The sequence below is a fragment of the Chryseobacterium lathyri genome, assembly GCF_003290185.1.
In the GTDB taxonomy this organism is placed as follows: domain Bacteria; phylum Bacteroidota; class Bacteroidia; order Flavobacteriales; family Weeksellaceae; genus Chryseobacterium; species Chryseobacterium lathyri.
Map to the genome: position 1 here is coordinate 157,745 of NZ_QNFY01000005.1, position 18,268 is coordinate 176,012.

The 18,268-nt window shown below is 37.5% G+C and carries 15 protein-coding genes, 5 tRNA genes and 1 pseudogene; 9 read left to right on the forward strand and 12 right to left on the reverse strand.

The features are described 5' to 3' along the window. Nucleotides 1-9: 9 nt before the first annotated feature. Both DRF61_RS08320 and DRF61_RS08325 read left to right on the forward strand, forming a co-directional pair. The gene (locus tag DRF61_RS08320; protein ID WP_146896878.1) at nucleotides 10-744 is read left to right on the forward strand and encodes a hypothetical protein; all 735 of its coding nucleotides are present in this window, start codon (nucleotides 10-12) and stop codon (nucleotides 742-744) included. Between the two features lie 15 nt (nucleotides 745-759). Continuing rightward, nucleotides 760-1,485, forward strand: coding sequence for a hypothetical protein (locus DRF61_RS08325; protein WP_111955926.1), 726 nt, complete (start codon nucleotides 760-762; stop codon nucleotides 1,483-1,485). Nucleotides 1,486-1,793: 308 nt separating this feature from the next. Here DRF61_RS08325 and DRF61_RS08330 read toward each other — a convergent pair. The 3 genes from DRF61_RS08330 to DRF61_RS08340 all read right to left on the reverse strand — a co-directional run bounded on the left by DRF61_RS08330 (nucleotide 1,794) and on the right by DRF61_RS08340 (nucleotide 4,303). Beyond that, nucleotides 1,794-1,867: transfer RNA gene (locus DRF61_RS08330), tRNA-Arg, on the reverse strand. 34 nt (nucleotides 1,868-1,901) lie between these two features. Next, nucleotides 1,902-1,976: transfer RNA gene (locus DRF61_RS08335), tRNA-Pro, on the reverse strand. Between the two features lie 314 nt (nucleotides 1,977-2,290). After that, complete coding sequence (locus DRF61_RS08340) at nucleotides 2,291-4,303, reverse strand: M43 family zinc metalloprotease (protein WP_111955928.1); 2,013 nt, start codon at nucleotides 4,301-4,303, stop codon at nucleotides 2,291-2,293. Nucleotides 4,304-4,380: 77 nt separating this feature from the next. On the opposite strand from DRF61_RS08340, the gene DRF61_RS08345 reads away from it, so the two are divergent. After that, nucleotides 4,381-4,869: a hypothetical protein gene (locus DRF61_RS08345; RefSeq protein WP_111955930.1), complete on the forward strand. Its 489-nt coding sequence runs from the start codon at nucleotides 4,381-4,383 to the stop codon at nucleotides 4,867-4,869. A 44-nt stretch (nucleotides 4,870-4,913) separates the two neighbouring features. Here the strand turns inward: DRF61_RS08345 and DRF61_RS08350 are convergent, their stop codons facing one another. The 3 genes from DRF61_RS08350 to DRF61_RS08360 are packed head-to-tail and all read right to left on the reverse strand — an operon-like array spanning nucleotide 4,914 to nucleotide 7,857. After that, nucleotides 4,914-5,684: an ABC transporter permease gene (locus tag DRF61_RS08350; protein WP_111955932.1), complete on the reverse strand. Its 771-nt coding sequence runs from the start codon at nucleotides 5,682-5,684 to the stop codon at nucleotides 4,914-4,916. After that, complete coding sequence (locus tag DRF61_RS08355; RefSeq protein ID WP_111955934.1) at nucleotides 5,681-6,580, reverse strand: ABC transporter ATP-binding protein; 900 nt, start codon at nucleotides 6,578-6,580, stop codon at nucleotides 5,681-5,683. Before DRF61_RS08355 ends, DRF61_RS08350 begins: the two co-directional genes overlap by 4 nt. Further along, entirely contained in the window at nucleotides 6,580-7,857 is a 1,278-nt protein-coding gene (locus tag DRF61_RS08360) for an erythromycin esterase family protein (RefSeq protein WP_111955936.1), read from the reverse strand. Before DRF61_RS08360 ends, DRF61_RS08355 begins: the two co-directional genes overlap by 1 nt. A 366-nt stretch (nucleotides 7,858-8,223) precedes the next feature. On the opposite strand from DRF61_RS08360, the gene DRF61_RS08365 reads away from it, so the two are divergent. After that, entirely contained in the window at nucleotides 8,224-8,811 is a 588-nt protein-coding gene (locus DRF61_RS08365; RefSeq protein ID WP_111955938.1) for a Crp/Fnr family transcriptional regulator, read from the forward strand. Nucleotides 8,812-8,865: 54 nt separating this feature from the next. After that, nucleotides 8,866-9,549 (forward strand): annotated as a pseudogene (locus DRF61_RS08370) (MBL fold metallo-hydrolase). A 273-nt stretch (nucleotides 9,550-9,822) separates the two neighbouring features. Here DRF61_RS08370 and DRF61_RS08375 read toward each other — a convergent pair. The 3 genes from DRF61_RS08375 to DRF61_RS08385 form a co-directional block, all read right to left on the reverse strand. After that, a tRNA-Arg gene (locus DRF61_RS08375) sits at nucleotides 9,823-9,896 on the reverse strand. A 33-nt stretch (nucleotides 9,897-9,929) separates the two neighbouring features. Next, a tRNA-Pro gene (locus DRF61_RS08380) sits at nucleotides 9,930-10,004 on the reverse strand. A 27-nt stretch (nucleotides 10,005-10,031) separates the two neighbouring features. Next, nucleotides 10,032-10,116, reverse strand: a tRNA-Ser gene (locus DRF61_RS08385). Between the two features lie 135 nt (nucleotides 10,117-10,251). On the opposite strand from DRF61_RS08385, the gene DRF61_RS08390 reads away from it, so the two are divergent. From DRF61_RS08390 to DRF61_RS08405, 4 genes are all read left to right on the forward strand, one after another. Then, a complete protein-coding gene (locus DRF61_RS08390) occupies nucleotides 10,252-11,277 on the forward strand; it encodes an N-acetylmuramoyl-L-alanine amidase (protein WP_111955940.1) in 1,026 nt (341 codons plus the stop codon). Nucleotides 11,278-11,347: 70 nt separating this feature from the next. Then, nucleotides 11,348-12,748 (forward strand): aspartate ammonia-lyase, encoded by a 1,401-nt coding sequence (gene aspA, locus DRF61_RS08395; protein ID WP_111955942.1) that lies wholly within the window; start codon nucleotides 11,348-11,350, stop codon nucleotides 12,746-12,748. Nucleotides 12,749-12,820: 72 nt separating this feature from the next. Next, on the forward strand, nucleotides 12,821-13,675 hold the full coding sequence (locus DRF61_RS08400; protein ID WP_111955944.1) for a glycosyltransferase family 2 protein: 855 nt from the start codon (nucleotides 12,821-12,823) through the stop codon (nucleotides 13,673-13,675). Between the two features lie 74 nt (nucleotides 13,676-13,749). Beyond that, the gene (locus DRF61_RS08405) at nucleotides 13,750-14,796 is read left to right on the forward strand and encodes a glycosyltransferase family protein (RefSeq protein ID WP_111955946.1); all 1,047 of its coding nucleotides are present in this window, start codon (nucleotides 13,750-13,752) and stop codon (nucleotides 14,794-14,796) included. Here DRF61_RS08405 and DRF61_RS08410 read toward each other — a convergent pair. The 3 genes from DRF61_RS08410 to DRF61_RS08420 form a co-directional block, all read right to left on the reverse strand. Then, complete coding sequence (locus DRF61_RS08410; RefSeq protein WP_111955948.1) at nucleotides 14,789-16,267, reverse strand: lipopolysaccharide biosynthesis protein; 1,479 nt, start codon at nucleotides 16,265-16,267, stop codon at nucleotides 14,789-14,791. The two genes, DRF61_RS08405 and DRF61_RS08410, sit on opposite strands and share 8 nt — an antisense overlap. Nucleotides 16,268-16,276: 9 nt before the next feature. Further along, complete coding sequence (locus tag DRF61_RS08415) at nucleotides 16,277-17,071, reverse strand: FkbM family methyltransferase (protein ID WP_111955950.1); 795 nt, start codon at nucleotides 17,069-17,071, stop codon at nucleotides 16,277-16,279. A gap of 276 nt (nucleotides 17,072-17,347) precedes the next feature. Then, the gene (locus DRF61_RS08420) at nucleotides 17,348-18,175 is read right to left on the reverse strand and encodes an N-acetylmuramidase domain-containing protein (RefSeq protein ID WP_111955952.1); all 828 of its coding nucleotides are present in this window, start codon (nucleotides 18,173-18,175) and stop codon (nucleotides 17,348-17,350) included. Between the last annotated feature and the right edge of the window lie 93 nt (nucleotides 18,176-18,268).

Sequence of the window (18,268 nt, forward strand, 5' to 3'; positions counted from 1 at the left end):
ACTATAAAAATGAGAAAAATATATTTTTCAGTACTTTTTTCCTTCCTTTTAACCGGACAGTTAATGAGCCAGATTGGTATAGGTACTGCCGCTCCTGCACAATCATCAATTTTGGAAATGTCCTCCGCGAAAAAGGGCTTTTTAATCACTCGGGTCCCTTTAACTTCAAAGACTGATATAACCACGATTCCCAATCCTTCAATGGGCATGTTGACCTTAGCATTGCAAAACTCCGGTACTGGTGAAAACGCAGTATATGAAGGGCGGTTATATAAATTCAATGGAACAGGCTGGGATGAAATGGTGGAAGATGGAGAAATAGCCTCGGGTAGTTTATTTCCCGAGCTGGTAGCTGTCGGAAATAAAACTATTAATACTACAACCTGTACAGGTGCTGTTATGGGAAATTTCCAGTTGACAGCTCTAAAGAATATAAAAACAACCATTAACGCTAATGGCTCAATAGTGGCCAATAAAACGGGCTACTACATCTGGAGTGTCAGTATCAGGCAGTTTATGCTGCAATCAGCCTACAGCCCTTTTCTGCTTCCGGGGATGCTTAACTATGCATTCAGAGATGGTACAACGGCGGTAAGAGCCTGGCAAACCACGGTATTTACAGGATCAGTGTATTTAGAACAAGGGGACACTTCCGAACCGTTTCAATGGCATTTAGGTGGAACATGTGTAGCTGCTGATCGGATAGGAGAACAGCAGGTCGTTTGGCAATATATAGGAGAATAGATAATATAGATTACAATGAAAAAAAAGATATTTTGTTTACTAATAGGTTTGGTAACAATTACCATTAAAAGTCAAGTGGGAATAGGAACGGCCACTCCAGATCCATCTTCGATATTGGAATTATCCTCATTAGATAAGGCATTGATACTCCCAAGGGTTTCTTTGACATCTACGACAGATATTACCACAGTAACCAATCCGGTCAAAGGGTTGGTGGTATACAACCTTTCAGACTCAGGCACCGGAACGGGTAGGGTGTATAAGGATTTAATTTATTTATATGATGGTGTATTATGGCAGGCATTAATGGATTATAAATTAGCGACTAATACGATCAATTTGCCTGTATTATATTCAAGGGGCCGAAAAACGACCGTTACAACCTGTACAGGATCAGGCAGTGGAAATTTTACTCTCGATGTGAGAGATAATAATATGGGGGTGTCCGGAACAATTACTGCTGATAAAAAGGGGTTTTATAAATTTACAGCACGTATTGTTCAGTATTTTCAATTGGAATTCCTCCCACTCTTGAGTACACCTTCCGGGACATTCAGTTATAATTTTCGGGGAACCGCAGGGTATCAGGATAGAAAAGTAACGACTTCCGGAGTAGTCTATTTAGCACAAGGTGACACCAGTTCGGCCTTTTTCTGGGGATTAGGGGGATTCAATGTATGCAACGCTACCCACAGAATTAAAGAACAGGAAGTGATCTGGACCTATCTGGGAGATTTATAATGTATATAGAAAACAGGTAGTTCCTATAGCCTACAAAAGCCTGTGGAGTTAATATTGAATAAGGTTATTGCGATTGCCGGGTTAAAATTATTACTAGTGGTAGTAAATGCAATAATAGTAATGTTGAAAGGGCATCGAGGTTCGCTATGACTCTTTCCAAATAGTTTAAGGAGACGTTTATTTATTAACGTCTCCATTTTTTTGTATTCTGTGCCTTGATTTTTTGATCCATAAAGAATGTAAAAGTTCGGGTCACAAATTTTTATGGCATAAAAAAGGAGACAACTATTAAATAGTGTCTCCTTAAGTGAGCGCGAAAGGATTCGAACCTTTGACCGTCTGCTTAGAAGGCAGATGCTCTATCCAGCTGAGCTACGCACCCATTAAATAATTTTGAGAAAATTACTAAAAAACAGTCGGGGCGGCAGGATTCGAACCTGCGACCTCCTGGTCCCAAACCAGGCGCGATGACCGGACTACGCTACGCCCCGATTGATGGTCATCTAAGCGAATATTACTTCGTTTTAGCGAGTGCAAAGATAGTAACTTTTTTCAAATAAAAAAGAGAAATGTGAAAAAAATATTGAATAGTAATTAACAACATTAAAATCTATACAAGTCAAAAAAAGCAATATTCTTATGTAATAAAATATTTAGGATTTATATATCAATGCTTTAGATGCAGATTCTTTTTTGAATTTTAAATTTTACAGTGAATTTTTATAAATTTTTGAAATGAAAAAAACCTCCGGAAAAAAGTCCGAAGGTTTATTACAAGTAAGAAAACTGCAGTTTTAGATTTAATTTATTTTTTTATAAATTTTACACTTTCTGTTTTCTTGTCATTTTTGAATGTAATGAAATAGGTTCCTTTTGTCAATTCTACTACTCGTATTTTCTGATCTTCAATGGCACCGCTTTTTACAATCTGCCCAACAGCATTGTAAATTTCATATTTAGTATTGTTAGCTATGTTTGTAACGTTAAGAACATCATTTACAGGATTCGGGTAAATTCCGGCTGTATTTTTGTCTTTTGTTACTTCGCTTGTAGCTAATGCTCCTACTACTTTGAATTGTTTTTGTTGTATGTCTGTAAACTCTTGTCCTGCAACTATGATAGCTCCGGCTGAGTTTTTAATTCTATAGAAGCCTTCATCTATATAGATACCGTCACCATAGCTATCATTGATGGTGAAAGTATAACAATCATTAAGAGGTAAGGTCCAGTTTTCAGTAAGAAGGGCAGGGAAGTTAGGATCAGTATCAGGATAATTTCCTCCACTATATAATATAGTTCCTGCACTGTTTTTTAGATCCCATGTTGTTTCTGATCCATAATAATCAAGCTGTAATTCGAATGTAAAATTTGTACTTGATACCGGTACTGTATTTCCAAGAACTACAGAAGCAGAATTATTAGTGGCTCTTTGGTCAGTAGTTCCGTTTACTGATGTAATATTAGCTGAAATACTACCAGCTCCTGAACCTGAAGGAATGCTGATTATGGCATACTTGTCTTGAGCTAAGTTTCCGTTCCAGTTTATTGTCTGCTGAGGTCCACCATTCACAGAGTAAGTGATAACAGCAGCCGTAAGCGGGCTTGTTCCTCTATTGTATAGTGAGAATTGGGCAGTGACAGCAGTCGGAGCATCAGCGCATGATGTTTCATTACAGTTTCTTTCTCCTTTTAGTTCACCATCATTGGCAAATAAAGGGATAGCAATGTCTGCAGTTGAAGCTTTTAATTCCATTCTTCTTGGAGAATTGTTCATTACTGCAACCATTCTGTCCTTTTGATTGATTGTAAAAATATTCATACATGTATCAAAGGTGTAATCCATGTAGTTTTCAAACATTTCATCAGTAGTACCACAGCTGTTTGATTTTGGATGTACGGGGCATCCTCCATTAGATGTTCTGTGTACCGGAGTGTCTGCAACATAATCGGTTCCACAGTTTGAGTCTCCCCAAATATGTCTCAATCCTAAGAAATGCCCTACTTCATGAGTCATTGTTCTTCCACGGTCATATGGAGCGCTTAATAAAAATGTTCCATCGTTATAAGTACTGCTTCCAAAAGTTGCATAATTAGCTACCACTCCGTCAGTATCTGCATAACCGCCATTCACGGCCAGTCCTTGTAAAGAAGAATTAGAAGGGAATTGTGCGTAACCAAGTAGATCTGGATCAGAGAAGTTTACACTCCACATATTCATGTATTTTGTAGGGTCCCAGATGGTGACAGGTTTTACATAGCTGTCAATAACAGAAGTAGACCATGAAGGTTGACATAGGTTTACACGGTCTATACCGTTTGTAGGGTTTCCTTTAGGATCTACTTTTGCCAGTGCAAATTGTATCATCGTGTCTGCTCCTACGGGGTTGGTGTTTGCTCCTGGAGTTCCAGCCATCTTTCTGTAGTCATTATTCATTACAGTAATCTGAGACTGAACTTGTGTGTCGGTAATATTAGGTGCGGTACCTAAAGCCTGCCCGCTGTGAATAACGTGTACTACAACAGGAATTGTAATGATTCCTCCGTTTTGAGATTTGTTATTTTGTGCATTGGCAATCAATGGCCCAATCCAGTCTTCAAACTGTTGTTCGGTCATCCTTTTAGGGTTCTTTTGCTGCAGCATAGCTTCATATTCCGTAGAAGCGCATCTCACAAACCCATTTGTTTTTCTGAGCTCTTCAAGTGTATAAGTTTTCCCAAAAACAATCTTATCTGTAGGATCATTTTTCTGTCCGAAAACTAAACAAAAGAGTGTTAAAAAAAGTAAAAATGGTAATTTAAAAGTAGTTTTACCTTTCATGTGTATATAATTTAATTAATTTTACAAATGTATTTGTTTTTATTAATAAACTGGTTTGAAACTTTAAAATACATAAAATGAATCCTAGACTGACAATTGCGTTAATTTCCCTTATGCTATGTAATATAAACTGTACTTCCCAACAAAAAGGAAATCCGGATGCATTTACCTCAAATGCTGTACAAAAATCCAAGATTGAAAAAATAGAGATCAAAGAACAGACAAGAGGTACAGACAGACTGATAACATTTATCCCAAATTCTAAAACGATATCTCTGAACGGAAGTGTTTCAGTGTCTGCATTATCACCTCTGGATTGGGCAAACATTGTAAAACAGATTGAAGTAATAGATCTTGATAAAATTGCATCACTAAAATCTCCTTCTGAAGGGAGGTTTACAGATAGGGCCTTAATTTCCAGTGTATTAATTACAGTTGATGGCAAAACATACGAATCGTCAAGCTTTGATGCAGGAATACCCCCGAAAGAATTAGAAAATCTTTATAAAGAACTTTTCAAGGATATAAAAACCAAGCAAAAGCCTTCTACAAGAAATTTGCATTAGCAAGATTTCTAAAATTTTTAAGATTCAAGTTTTATAAACGTATCTTAACTTCTTTTCCTTCTCACAAACAGATAAAAGCTCACCACAATAAAAATAAACACCGCAGCTATATTGCAGTAATCGAGTCTTTCAAAAAGAATATTTTCATTCAGAAAATTTTCTAAGGATTTATAACCTCCGGTATAAACCAAAAAATCTGAAAATTCCTTGTCTTTGACCATTGCTGTGAACAGAAGCATGAACATGCCAAACCCAATGGGATAAATAAAGTTTCTGAATACCAGACTCAATGCCAGCTGTACCATCGCAATAGCAGAAAGTGTGATATAGAACTTTAAGAAAACATAAAATATAACTTCCCTGTAATCATAATTCTGATAACCCAGGTCAGGAAAAATGACTGAAAGGAGATAACCGCTTCCTAAAAATACAATGTACGACAGCAATATGGATAACAGAACCGTGACCAGAATAAACAAAGCCTTAGAAAAAAAGATTTTCGACTTCGAAACGGGAATGGTAAACAGAATTTTATAATTGTTATTCCGGTATTCCACGTCACAGCAGGCATGAACAAAAAGACAGACCAGAACAGGATACAGCAAATAGAAAAACATAAATACATACCTTCCCAGTGCATATTTCCACGGATTGGCATTGCTTTCTGCTACTCCTGAGCTGATAACATCATATGCAATATAAAAAGTAATAGCTAAAATGACAAAAGCAGGAATCAGGAATACCCCAAAGATTTCTTTATTTTTAGAGAGTTTATACTGTTCAGACGAAAAAGCTTTATAGGAAGTATTGGTCATGGTTTTTTAGAAATTAGGTTAATAAAAATCTGTTCAAGATTGGCGCTTTGAGATTCTATATCATAAATTTCAATACCGTTCCCGATCATAGTTTTCAGAAGAAGATTGAATTCCAGGTCGTCATTGATTTTTACTGAAATTTTATCCGGTTCATTTTGAGATACAGAAAAAGTTCCTTTCAGCACAGATATCGCTTTTTCTCCATTGTTAACTTTTAAAATGATCTCCCTTTCAACCTGGCTCAGGAGTTCGTTTTTTGTACCCTGAAAAACCATTTTTCCGCCCTCAATGATTCCGATGTGGGTGGCGGTTTTTTCCAGTTCACTCAGAATGTGACTCGAAAGGAAGATCGTTTTACCTTGGTCATTCAGATTCTGAAAAAGTTTTCGCATTTCAAAAATACCCTGTGGGTCAAGCCCGTTCAGAGGTTCATCCAGAATCAGTAACTTCGGATCATGAAAAATAGCCATGGCAATTCCAAGACGCTGTTTCATTCCCATTGATAAGGCGCTGGCTTTCTTTTTTTTCTCTTTATGCAGATCTACCAGCTCCAGGACTTCATCAATTCTTTTAGTTCCTTTTCCGTAAATAATATCCAGGTATTTTAAATTTTCAAAAACAGTCAGCTTTGTATAAAAACAGGGTGCTTCTATAAGGTTTCCGGTTGAGGCAAGGATCTCTGTACGGTTTTGCTTTAAACTTTTATTCTGAATAAATATTTTATCATTGGATTCCTCCAAAAGTCCTAAAAGAAGTTTTATTGTGGTCGATTTTCCGGCTCCGTTCCTTCCCAGATAACCATAAATGCTGCCTTCCGGAACATTCAGGTTGATATTGTTTAAAATAGTTTTAGAGCCTATGGTATAACTCAGGTCCTGCGTTCTTATGCTTTCCATTATTTATTGATTGGTGTTAATAAAGTATTGGTGTCTATATAAAATATTCCGTCAAAAGAGCGGCTCCAGATCCTCTTTTGGTCAATTCCCTGATTGACAGTTGATACGAATTCCTTTCTCAAAAGTGAGTTTTCCGGAATATCCCTCAGGTTCATAAAAAAGTAGGGCGTTTTTGTCTTATGAAATGCATTTTCAATAGCAAACTTCCCCGGTTTATTAATAAGAATACCCTTATCGCTCTTTTTGGCGTATGAGGAAAAATCTATCATATAAGAAGCTTTGCCGTATTTATTCTTGATATAGGCTCCCAATGGAAGATAATCCTTATCATACCTTTCCGCGAAAGTATGGATATTGGCACACCATACGATGACCTTTTTGTCTTTGTACACAGAATCAACCTGATGGATAAGATTTCTGGCCATAAGGGAATCTCTGAACTGCATGCTCGGCATTGATCCGGGTTTGTATTTCCATGACTTATGAAAATTATTTTTCATATCATGCAGATATTGAGCATACATTATATTTTCCGGTGTTTTCTCCAGCTTTAAAACTGTCTGTTCGAGTTTATTGATTTCACGGAGGAATTCATTTTTTTCATTTCCTTTAAAGATCTTATTGGCATAGTGATCGAAGGTAAGGTTATCAAGATTATTGATATTCTTATTAAAAACAGGAAATCTGTTAATATTGATCTTGTTTTTGCTTAGAAATTCTTTTAGGAACTTACCTCGTCTGTCGGAAAGCACGTTTCCTGAAAACTGAATATCAAAACCACCAAGCTCAATAGGAGTAGCTGAGGCTTTAGTCTTCTGGTAATATTGGATAAGCGGTCTTGTTTCTGTGCTTGCCCACCAGAACCAGAAAAGGCCGAGACCAGCTATGGAATCTGCAGGAATCTTCATGCTGTGGCTGTTCATTTCCCTGTTCATCATCCAGGTATCATATTGTCCTGCTTCATACAAAACTACATCATAGTCCAGGTTTTCATGAAGATATTTGATCAGCCTGCTTTTTGCCTCCGAAGTGGCACCGTCAAAATGCGTATTTTCTCCCAACATCAAAATTTTATTGTCCTTTAGCACAGAATCAAGTACCTTCAGATCGCTGTTGTCACGGTATTCCATAGAAATACTCTTAATGGGGTGCTGATAATGCTGAACTTCAGAAAGAAGCTTCTGTTGTTGTTTTTGGGGAACTTCCTGATAAACCAACTTATTCAGAACAAAAATTGCAATAACAGAAAGTATGAAAGCATATAGTATTTTCTTCATAAATTGACTTTACATAGTTATAGATTACTGTCAGTTTCCCTTAATAGGTGTTGATTTAGTGAATAATGTTACTCTTCAGGGTGAATTATTTGGATAAATGATAAAAATGATGCGTGGAAAAAGGAATAACGAATTGTCATCAGGTTTTTTTAACAGAGGTGTTATTTGCGAAAAGATAAAGAAGAATTAAGGGAAAAATGTCCCATCAGTTAAGGAGCATGTCATCATTTATCTGATGCAAAAAAAGGGCCTAACAGAGAAATAATTGTTAGTTTTGAATATATAATAATTGTTAGATTTGGATGTTGGATTTGGTATGTATCCATACACAGTTAAAAAAAATAAAAAGGACGAAAAGACTGCGAAATGAGTGACGTATTTGAAAATTATCTATCCTCAACAGGAGGACTATCGGCTGAGGAAATCAACTTTTCTGCGCAGTTCTTCAAACCGGTCCGCTTAAAAAAAGGTGATTTTTTTATTCGTGAGGATGAGTCCTGCCGTCATATTGGGTTTATTGCTAGTGGCGCTGTAAAAGCATACGCTATTGACAAAGAGGGAAATGAAAATATAACCTGCTTCAAGTTTGAAAATGAATTCATTACCTCGTTTTCAGAGTTTGTGAGACAGGAAAAATCCAGAAGAAGCATCAGGACTATAGAAGATAGCGTGATCTATCGGATAACCTACCCCGATTATCGGCATCTGCTTGACCAGGTAACCGCTTGGAACGAGGTTATAAAATCGGTGATGGAGAAGGAGTATAACCAAAAGGAACGTTATCTGCTGAATTACAATAATAAGTCGGCTGTGGATAAATACCGTCATGTCCTGTCTAGCGAACCGATACTCGTTCAGCGCATAGCGACGCAGGATCTGGCATCATACCTGAGCATCACGCAGCGATCGCTTACACGCGCGAAAGGCCAAATACATAGGCCCAACGTATTATAGGACAAATGTCCTTATTTAGGCCTGATCAGAGATGTAGGTTTGCACAAAAAACCTATGCTACGTCAAATTGCTCCCGAAGTGTTCCAGATTTCACTGATGCCGCGAAACAGTATCAACTGCTATATTATTGAAGGTGTATTGGTAGATTCCGGAATACGGAGTTCGTATACCACTGTAAAGAAGGCTCTCCAGAAAATTCCCGTTGATCAACATATATTGACGCACGCGCATGCAGACCACCAGGGCTGTAGCGATTAGATATGCGCTGAGTTCGCAATACCCTTACTCTGTCATCCTAACGAAGTTTTTAGGACCGAAACAGGTATGGTAACCAGCGACTATCCAACTCCGCAACATTGGGTAGCAAAGCTTCAACAAAAGTACTGGGCAGGTCAGGGGCATAAAGTCGAACGGACAATTGTTGAAAACAACATGATTGGGAATTTTCGGGTAATAGAGACACCCGGACATTCGGCAGGTCATATTTCTTTATTCCGTGAGCGGGATGGTATACTGATAATCGGAGATGTAGCGACAAATATGAACCTGCTCACGACAGCGACCGGTCTGCGGCTTCCGCCGAATATATTCACTTCCGATCAGCAGCTCAACATCAAATCGCTCCAGAAGTTAGCAAAACTGAACCCTGCCATTATCTGCTTCGGTCACGGACCGGTCATGCGAAATACAGATCGGAAGTTTGAGCAATTTGTGGCTAAATGCAGTGCGGCTATTTAAAGATAGACCGTGCTATAATTACGGTTTAAAAGAAGAAGCACTTTAGACATCTTCTTTTATTACATTATGCAAATGAGTTAACTAATTAGGATGACAGTTTTATGACAAGAGATTAAGGCTTGGTAAAGCCATGTTTTTCTTCTCGCTTTTTAAATACCATTTATCTGCCTTCAACTACATCAGCAATATAAATGTCCCGATAATAAAAGTTTGGGGAACAGATTTTTATGGGTATAAAAAAAGGAGACAACTATCAAATAGTGTCTCCTTAAGTGAGCGCGTCAGGATTCGAACCTGAGACCGTCTGCTTAGAAGGCAGATGCTCTATCCAGCTGAGCTACGCACCCATTAAATAATTTTGAGAAAATTACTAAAAACAGTCGGGGCGGCAGGATTCGAACCTGCGACCTCCTGGTCCCAAACCAGGCGCGATGACCGGACTACGCTACGCCCCGAAAAATATAGTTAGTAAGAAAAAAATGCGGAGGGTAAGGGATTCGAACCCTTGCGACGCTTGCACGTCGACAGTTTAGCAAACTGCTCCATTAACCACTCTGGCAACCCTCCTTTTTTCTTATTTTTTAATGATCGTTGTTCCGTTATTGCGAGTGCAAATATAGAATAGATTTCTTTATTTACCAAATAAAATTCAAGAAAAATTTGTGTATTTTTGAGGAGATAAATGATTAAAAAATTAAACTGATGCGTAAGACATTATATATCATCGGATTAAGTACTTTTGTTTTTTCATGTACTTCCCAGCAAAATGTTAAAAAAAATACCTACAAGCCAAAAGCCCCGGTATCACAGGCGAAACCTGCTGTTAAGACTCCGGTAGCCGAGACTGCAAAACCTAAAATTACCAATGACCGCGGAGTAGAATTTTTTACAACCAATCTTGCTGATCCTACAAAAAATGACAATACGGCAAGTTACGGTTCTATCGTTTCAGCAAAGCCGGTAGGATATAAAGTTGTAAAGACTTATTTCCCTGCCATAGGACAGAACTTTAGACAGCGTTACCTTATATTACATTATACAGCGCTTCCTGATGATAAATCCATTACGGTTCTTACCCAACAGGGTGTAAGCGCCCATTACCTGGTGAATAATACCGGAGACAATGAGATCTATCAGCTGGTGGACGAGAACAAACGTTCTTATCATGCCGGAGTAAGTAACTGGAGAAATGATAAAAACCTTAATGATACTTCTATAGGAATTGAGATTGTCAATACCGGATACACATCAGATGCCGAAGGAAAAAAAATATTTGCTCCATTCAGTGATGAACAGGTGAAAAAAGTGGCTGCTTTGGCTAAAGATATTGTCAACAGATACCAAATCCCGGCAACCAATGTCCTAGCTCATTCAGATATTGCCCCAACAAGAAAGCAGGATCCCGGACCTATGTTTCCATGGAAAAAGCTTTATGATGAATACCAGCTTGGAATGTGGTACGATGAAGCCGTAAAACAGAATTTCTTAGCTCTGGCACAGGAAGAAGTACCCCTAAAGTATAATGATCCTTCCTTTATCTTTGCTATCCAGACGGCATTGCAGAAATTCGGATATTATGTGGATCTGAGCGGAAAGTGGGATGATGCGACAAAAAGAACCATCGAAGCTTTACAGTACCATTTCCGTCCGCAGAATTATGACGGAATTATGGATGCTGAAACATGGGCAATCCTTCAGGCTTTAAATCAAAAATATCCAGCGAAATAACAATTAAAACGCATCGGTTAAGATGCGTTTTTGCTATATTTAAAAATAAAAAACAGCTAAAATATCTGTAATGGAAAATTTCAGAAAAGAAAGCGATCTGTTAGGCGAACTCAATGTGCCTGCAGATGCGTATTACGGGGTGCAGACGCAGAGAGCGATCGATAACTTCAAAATCTCGGGACAGCTTCTGTCTTCATATCCGGATTTTATCAAAGGTCTGGCTTTTGTGAAAAAAGCAGCGGCAAAAACCAATTATGAATTGGGTCTGCTTGATGAAAGTCTGTATTTCAAAATAGCGGAAGCATGCGATGAAATTATAGCCGGAAAATACCATGAGCAGTTCCCTGTGGATATGATCCAGGGAGGAGCCGGGACTTCAATCAACATGAACGCGAATGAAGTGATCGCCAACATTGTTTTAGAAAAATTAGGAAAAAATAAAGGTGAATATGAATTCTGTTCACCAAATGACCATATCAATCTTTCTCAGTCCACCAATGATGCCTATCCTACAGCTATCAAGATGGGACTACTGCATATGAATATTGGACTTGTTGAAAGACTTGAAAAAATTGTCGAAGCTTTTCGGGCCAAAGGAAAAGAGTTTCATGACGTAATCAAAATGGGCCGTACCCAGCTTCAGGATGCTGTTCCAATGACTTTAGGACAGGAGTTTGAAGCATATGCAGCTACTCTGGAAGAAGATATTTCTAAATTAAACAACAATGCCAGCCTTTTTGTAGAAGTAAATATGGGAGCGACCGCCATTGGTACAGGGCTGAATGCTCCGGTAGGCTATGCAACACTTTGTGCGAAAAACCTCGCTCAGATTACTGGTTTTCCGGTTATTTCCGCACCGGATCTGGTTGAGGCAACACCGGATACAGGTTCTTATGTAATTTATTCTTCTGCTACAAAACGTCTTGCCGTGAAGCTTTCAAAGATCTGTAATGATCTGAGACTGCTTTCTTCAGGCCCAAGAGCCGGATTATTTGAGATCAATCTTCCTCCTATGCAGCCTGGATCATCCATTATGCCTGGAAAAGTGAATCCTGTTATCCCGGAAGTGGTAAACCAGGTTTGCTTTAAGGTATTTGGGAATGATCTTACCGTAACTTTTGCTGCAGAAGCAGGGCAGTTGCAGCTTAACGTAATGGAGCCTGTACTTTCCCATGCGATCATGGAAAACATTAATTTCCTTTGCAATGCTTTAGATACGCTTCGTGAAAAATGTGTTGTAGGAATTACTGCTAACAAGGAAATTTGCCTGAATATGGTAAAGCACAGCATTGGTATTGTAACAGCACTTAACCCATATATTGGATACAAGAAATCTACGGAGATTGCTAAAGAAGCTCTTGAAACAGGGAATAGTGTTTACAATCTGGTTTTAGAGAAAGGAATTCTTTCCCAGGAGAAGCTCGATGAGATCCTTGATCCTAAAAACATGCTGAAACCGCACAACAAATAAAATAATTTAAGCGATAAATGATAATTCATTCATTAGGATCATTTATCGCTTATCATTTATAAATTCAAAAGCTTGAGGTTTTTAATCATAATTCCTGCACATAACGAAGAAGGAAATCTTTCATTCACACTGGATTCTTTACAGCAGCAGAGCTTTAAGGATTTCCAAACTGTGGTGGTTAATGACGGTTCTACAGACGGAACAGCCGAAATAATCAGAAAATATACAGAAAATGATTCCCGTTTTGAAACGGTGAATCTTCAGAAATCTGCCCATCAGCCAGGTTCTAAAGTGGTGAGTGCGTTCAAAAACGGACTGAAAACCCAAAATACGGACGAATTTGATATCATCTGTAAATTTGATGCCGACATTATTCTTCCCGGAAATTATCTGGAAACAGTAGAGGATGCATTCAAAAACAATCCTGAATATGGACTTGTTGGTGGTTTGTTATATGTGGAAAAAGATGGAGGCTGGGTATATGAAGGAAATTCGAATAAGCATCATGTAAGAGGCCCTATGAAAGCGTATCGCAAAGAATCTTTCGTTCAAATCGGAGGATTGAGAGAAACGCTGGGCTGGGACAATATTGATTCTATTCTTTTGGAAAACCTAGGTTGGAAAGAAGTTGTTATTCCTGAGCTGCAGGTAAAACTGATCAAGGTAAAAGGTGCAGATTATACAATCAGACCGGCAGACTATTATGGCAGATATTTTTACTTTTTGGGTCTGAACAGGTTTCTTGCCTACATCGCTTCTTCAAAGGAAGCTGCGAAAAGCAGATCTGTTTCCTTTTTCTTTAAGATCATTAAAGCTTATGAAGCCTGCAAAACAGCCAAGCTGGAACTCAAGATTTCCAAAGAAGAGCAAAAAGCCATCAACGATAAACGGTGGGCAATGCTGAAGAAAAAATGGCTGAAAATATAATCACAATTATAAAACTGCAAAAGATAAATTGACATTAAGTCAAACATTTTACCTCTGCTAACCTCTAATTCCAATTGAAAAAAATCGCTTACATAGAAATAGATACCCACGCAGAAATTGCGCAGGCTTTCATGGATATCATGAAGGATTCTTCGGATTTCAGTGTAGATTACTATTTTTCGAAAAAGATTAAAGATTTGATTGTGGAGGACGGCGAAACAATATTTTTATCTGACAGTTCCATGATCATGGAGCAGTTGAAATTAAAGAAATATGATCTGGTCATCATTGGAACGGTTCATCGATATTTCAACACCTTTCATGCATTGGCTCAGAAATATAATGTATCGGTTATTGTTCATAATATGAATTTTTCTGTAGCTTCAAAAGGTGCTTTGATGAAAAGTATTTTTAAGGGGGATATTATTTACCGGCTGAAGCTTTGGTGGAAAGAAGGTCTTTTTTATACCTCAAAAGCATACAGGAATGCTAAGAATTTATTGGTACTAGATGAAGAGCTTTCATCTGATATTTATAAATTTTTCCCTCTTTTTTATAACAAGAATTTTGAAAAACAGGGAAACAATGATCTTACAGTTGTGATTCCGGGGGGTGTTTCACAAAAAAGAAGAGATTACCATCATGTTTTTAAAACCATTCAAAATTTAAAAGCTGAAGAGAAATATGAATTCATATTTCTTGGAAAAGCCAAAGACAGTGAGCTGGATCAGTTGGAAAAAATGTCTCAAAAACTTCCGGAAAATATTTCTATACAATATTTTTCAGACCGGGTTTCCCATGATGATTTTGAAAAATGGATGCAGAATGCAGATGTTTTGTGGTGTCCGATTCAGCAGAAAACAGAATTTTTCAGCAGGGAAGAAATTTATGGGCTGACCAAAATGACCGGGAACTTGGGTGATGCTATCAAATATGGCAAAACGGCTGTTTTTCCTAAAGATTATCCTTCGAAATTAGAATTTATTGTTCCTGAGGCGGATAATATTCTGGAGCAGTTTAAAATGCTTAAAAATACGCGCTTTGATTTCCAGAAAAACTACAGCAAAAAGTTAGTTTTAAAAAAATTGGAAGATGTTCTCTCCGGTTTAATTTCTATTTAAATTTAAAAATACTTTTGATAAAATTTGCATTCAGATAATCCTCGAGTGGGAATACTTTGGTGAAATAATTTCCGATGTAGATCAATACCAGAACAACAGCTGGTTTGTACATCAGGTTGATGAAATTATTATGGAAAGTTGGTAAAACAATCGCCACAGTGATCGCTAAAGTACATATGATAGAAACAAATATCATTTCAATCGTCAACGGAGACACTTTAAAAACAAAATAGTTGAAAGCGATCTTGATGACATTGTAAGTTGTGAGTGAAATAGCGGTAGATAAAGCAATCCCAATCAGCTTCAGATCCGTATTTTTAATGAAATAATAATTCAGTCCAACCGTGAGTCCAGCCAGAAGAAGCATAATCAGGATATTGAATCTGTAATATTTGGAAAGCGAGATGATATTCCCGTTAAAGCCTGTCGCCAGATCAATTAAAACTGCAGAACCCCAAATCCATACTACGGGCTCATATTCTCTAAGCATCGTTCCATTTTTAGGCATAAATTCCGTCAGATAAGGAAAACCAACCATGATGCATGAAAATAAAACTGCGCCTAAAAAATATAAGGATAATGATGTCTTTTTGTGAAACCTGTCCAGTTCCTCCATGTCACCCTCAACCAGTGTTTTATTGATGATTGGGGCAGAGATGTTGAACAGTCCCAGCTGTGGAATTGAAATCAGAGAAATCAGAGCATAAAGAACAGAATAGATCCCCACTTCCTCCATTCCCAGAAACTCGCCGATCATGAAACTGTTGATCGCCAGATAATTTCCGAAAGTTCCCAGAAATCCAAAAAAGCTGTAATTGAAAAATTCTTTCCAGAAGTTATCCTTCTTAAAATAATCCGTATTAAAGTCCAGTCTTATCTTTTCAAGCTTGTTCGTATAATAAACGTATCCGAAAAGCATCAGGGCAAACATTCCGAAAAAGAAAGCAAACGCTACTTTCTGCGAGAGTAAAAAATAAGCGAACAGGCAGAAAGCTCCCAGGTTGGCAATCTTGGGGAAAAGATTGTCAAAAATATTGGATACTACAATTCTCTTATAATTGGAGGTATATTTATTAAAAATTGCACAGAAAGAAAGGATGAGAATCAGAGGAAGAATCATTTCCTTTAATTTCCATGCTTCCGAATGTCTGAATTTTGGGAAAAGATAGGACAGTACAAAAAATACACCCGTAAAAATGATAAAATTAACAAACACCGTAAGCAGCGACAGTGACAGCATATTCTGTTTCTTGCCGTCTTTTTCTACCCTGTGGAAAAATTTCACGTTGGAGTAAGAGATTCCCAATACTACAGCAGGAACCAGCATCTCGGCAGTAGGCAGGATATAACGGAGTTTTCCATAAAATTCAAAATTGTACGGAAAGATAAAAATGGCGGATATGGTACCCAGCAGAAAACCAATATAACCTATGATGGAATATTTGAAGCCCTGTCTCGCTACTACACTCATAATGTTTTTTTAATGGTTTTTTGGCGTAAAAATAATGTTGTTTATATAGCTGGTCTTGTTTTTTTCATCGTTGGTGTTGTGTATTAAGATCTCTTCCGTCAGGAGTTCCAGCTTAAAACTTTCACGGTTAAGATATTGTGCTTCGTATCCCCAGCTTTTTACTTCGGAAATATCATTCCAGATCGGGTTTTTGTGATGTCTCTGCTCCATTTCGACCATCAGTGTCGGAAGGAACCGCATGATGGTTTTTTTAGCACCGGACAGGGTTTTCATTTCATTTCCTTCCACATCTATCTTAATGAAATCCAGTCTGTCAAAATGTTCTATTGCAGCCCATTCGTCCAACTTGATCACTTTTACTTTTTCCGTATAGCTTTTTTCCTCACCTTTCTCTTTGTAAGAGGTGTTTAAAGTTCCCCGGGAAGCAATCAGCTTGCCATTAATAATAGGAACCTTAAATTCGGCAATTGTATTTTCGTCAGAAAGAGCTAAAGGGAATATTCTCATTCTTGGGAAAAGTCTTTTCAGGCGGCGGTAAAGCTTCTTGTTGGGTTCAAAACCATAAATATGTTCATGGTTCAGCTTGTGTTCCAACTGATAAAGAAAAGTTCCGACATTAGCCCCGATGTCCAGTATTACAGCATTTTTGGGAAGGTATTCCTTGATCCATACCAGTTCCGGTTCTACGTTACGTGCCGAAAAATTATTCTTAGTAAGATTGTTTAAATTCTTAAAATATCTTTTTTTATAAAAACTCGGACTTATATATTGTAGTTTTTCTGCAATTTTTTGGTATAAAGACATTCTTAGTTATTTGACGAAAAGCAAAGATAAACAAAAATGTTAAACTAATGTTAAAAAATAACAAATATAACCTCTTGATTATCAAATTGTAGCTTTTGAATATGGCTTATAAAAAATTGAATTTAAACAGGTTGGCATTATTCTAAAAACGTTTCTGTAAAACCATTCAGCAGTGTTTCTATTAAAAACAAAATTCCCACAGATCATAGAAGTTCAAAAAAGCTATAAGCAACTTTGAATCTATATATCTGCAGGAACTTAAAAAAAACTGCTTATTTAATTTTGTGCATATTTTGCATAAGCTTTCGCAAGCTTCTCATCGTACTTGTTTTCTCTGTAGCCTGCTCCGTTGTAAAGCTTCGCAAAACCTGCCCAGTTTTTATTTCTGAGATGAACAAGGCAGTTATTCTTCTCTAAAAATTTTCCGAATGCTCTCAAATGTTCACCTTCATTGAGTTCCATTTTCGAAACAAAATTATCTACATTGCTGTAACCCAGGTTTTTGGCATGATAACCCATGATCTGAAAACTTCCCCACGAAGCAGAAGACAGTGCAGCCTCTTTAAAGTTAGGATTGCCACCCAGGCTGATGGCCTCATTTAATCTGTCATATTCTTTCACACCGCCCTGGTAATAGGCTCTTGTCCATTTCGGGTAAAGAACATTCTGGCTGTCTGAATTGTAGTAAGAAGTAGGATCAATGCCTCTTTTCTTAAGCTCACTCCAGAAAACATGGCCTTCAAACAGAATTTTTGGCTTATTGTTGATCAAAAATCCTTTTCCGCTGCTTTCAATTTCGTTCACGGCCTTCACGGCAGCTAGCTCCAGATTGTATTCATTTGCAAAATGGATAAGATCTTCTTCTTTCAAAAATTTATCGGTCTGGCTCAGGGGTTTTTCGTCTTTTTCAAGAAGAACGGCCCAGGTTTTTACGCCTACGATTCCGTCTACAACCAAAGAATTTTTACTTTGGAAATCTTTCACGGCTGCATCCACTTCCAGAGTAAATGAATCTGAGATCTTAATGCTGTATCCAAGTTGATAAAGGATCTCGCATAATGTAAGCACTTCCGGTGCTTTTATGTAATATTTTAAAAGTTTCATGATAGTTTTTTAATGATGAATATTTTTAGATAAAGTACGATGGCTAGGTATTCAATCCGGCATCTCATGTATAAAGTATAAAGTATAAAGTAT

Bases quoted from the DNA above. Each gene is read 5' to 3' on its own strand.
- DRF61_RS08320 (WP_146896878.1), top strand. From the start codon at position 10: ATGAGAAAAATATATTTTTCAGTACTTTTTTCCTTCCTTTTAACCGGA.
- DRF61_RS08325 (WP_111955926.1), top strand. From the start codon at position 760: ATGAAAAAAAAGATATTTTGTTTACTAATAGGTTTGGTAACAATTACC.
- DRF61_RS08340 (WP_111955928.1), bottom strand. From the start codon at position 4,303: ATGAAAGGTAAAACTACTTTTAAATTACCATTTTTACTTTTTTTAACA.
- DRF61_RS08345 (WP_111955930.1), top strand. From the start codon at position 4,381: ATGAATCCTAGACTGACAATTGCGTTAATTTCCCTTATGCTATGTAAT.
- DRF61_RS08350 (WP_111955932.1), bottom strand. From the start codon at position 5,684: ATGACCAATACTTCCTATAAAGCTTTTTCGTCTGAACAGTATAAACTC.
- DRF61_RS08355 (WP_111955934.1), bottom strand. From the start codon at position 6,580: ATGGAAAGCATAAGAACGCAGGACCTGAGTTATACCATAGGCTCTAAA.
- DRF61_RS08360 (WP_111955936.1), bottom strand. From the start codon at position 7,857: ATGAAGAAAATACTATATGCTTTCATACTTTCTGTTATTGCAATTTTT.
- DRF61_RS08365 (WP_111955938.1), top strand. From the start codon at position 8,224: ATGAGTGACGTATTTGAAAATTATCTATCCTCAACAGGAGGACTATCG.
- DRF61_RS08390 (WP_111955940.1), top strand. From the start codon at position 10,252: ATGCGTAAGACATTATATATCATCGGATTAAGTACTTTTGTTTTTTCA.
- aspA (WP_111955942.1), top strand. From the start codon at position 11,348: ATGGAAAATTTCAGAAAAGAAAGCGATCTGTTAGGCGAACTCAATGTG.
- DRF61_RS08410 (WP_111955948.1), bottom strand. From the start codon at position 16,267: ATGAGTGTAGTAGCGAGACAGGGCTTCAAATATTCCATCATAGGTTAT.
- DRF61_RS08415 (WP_111955950.1), bottom strand. From the start codon at position 17,071: ATGTCTTTATACCAAAAAATTGCAGAAAAACTACAATATATAAGTCCG.
- DRF61_RS08420 (WP_111955952.1), bottom strand. From the start codon at position 18,175: ATGAAACTTTTAAAATATTACATAAAAGCACCGGAAGTGCTTACATTA.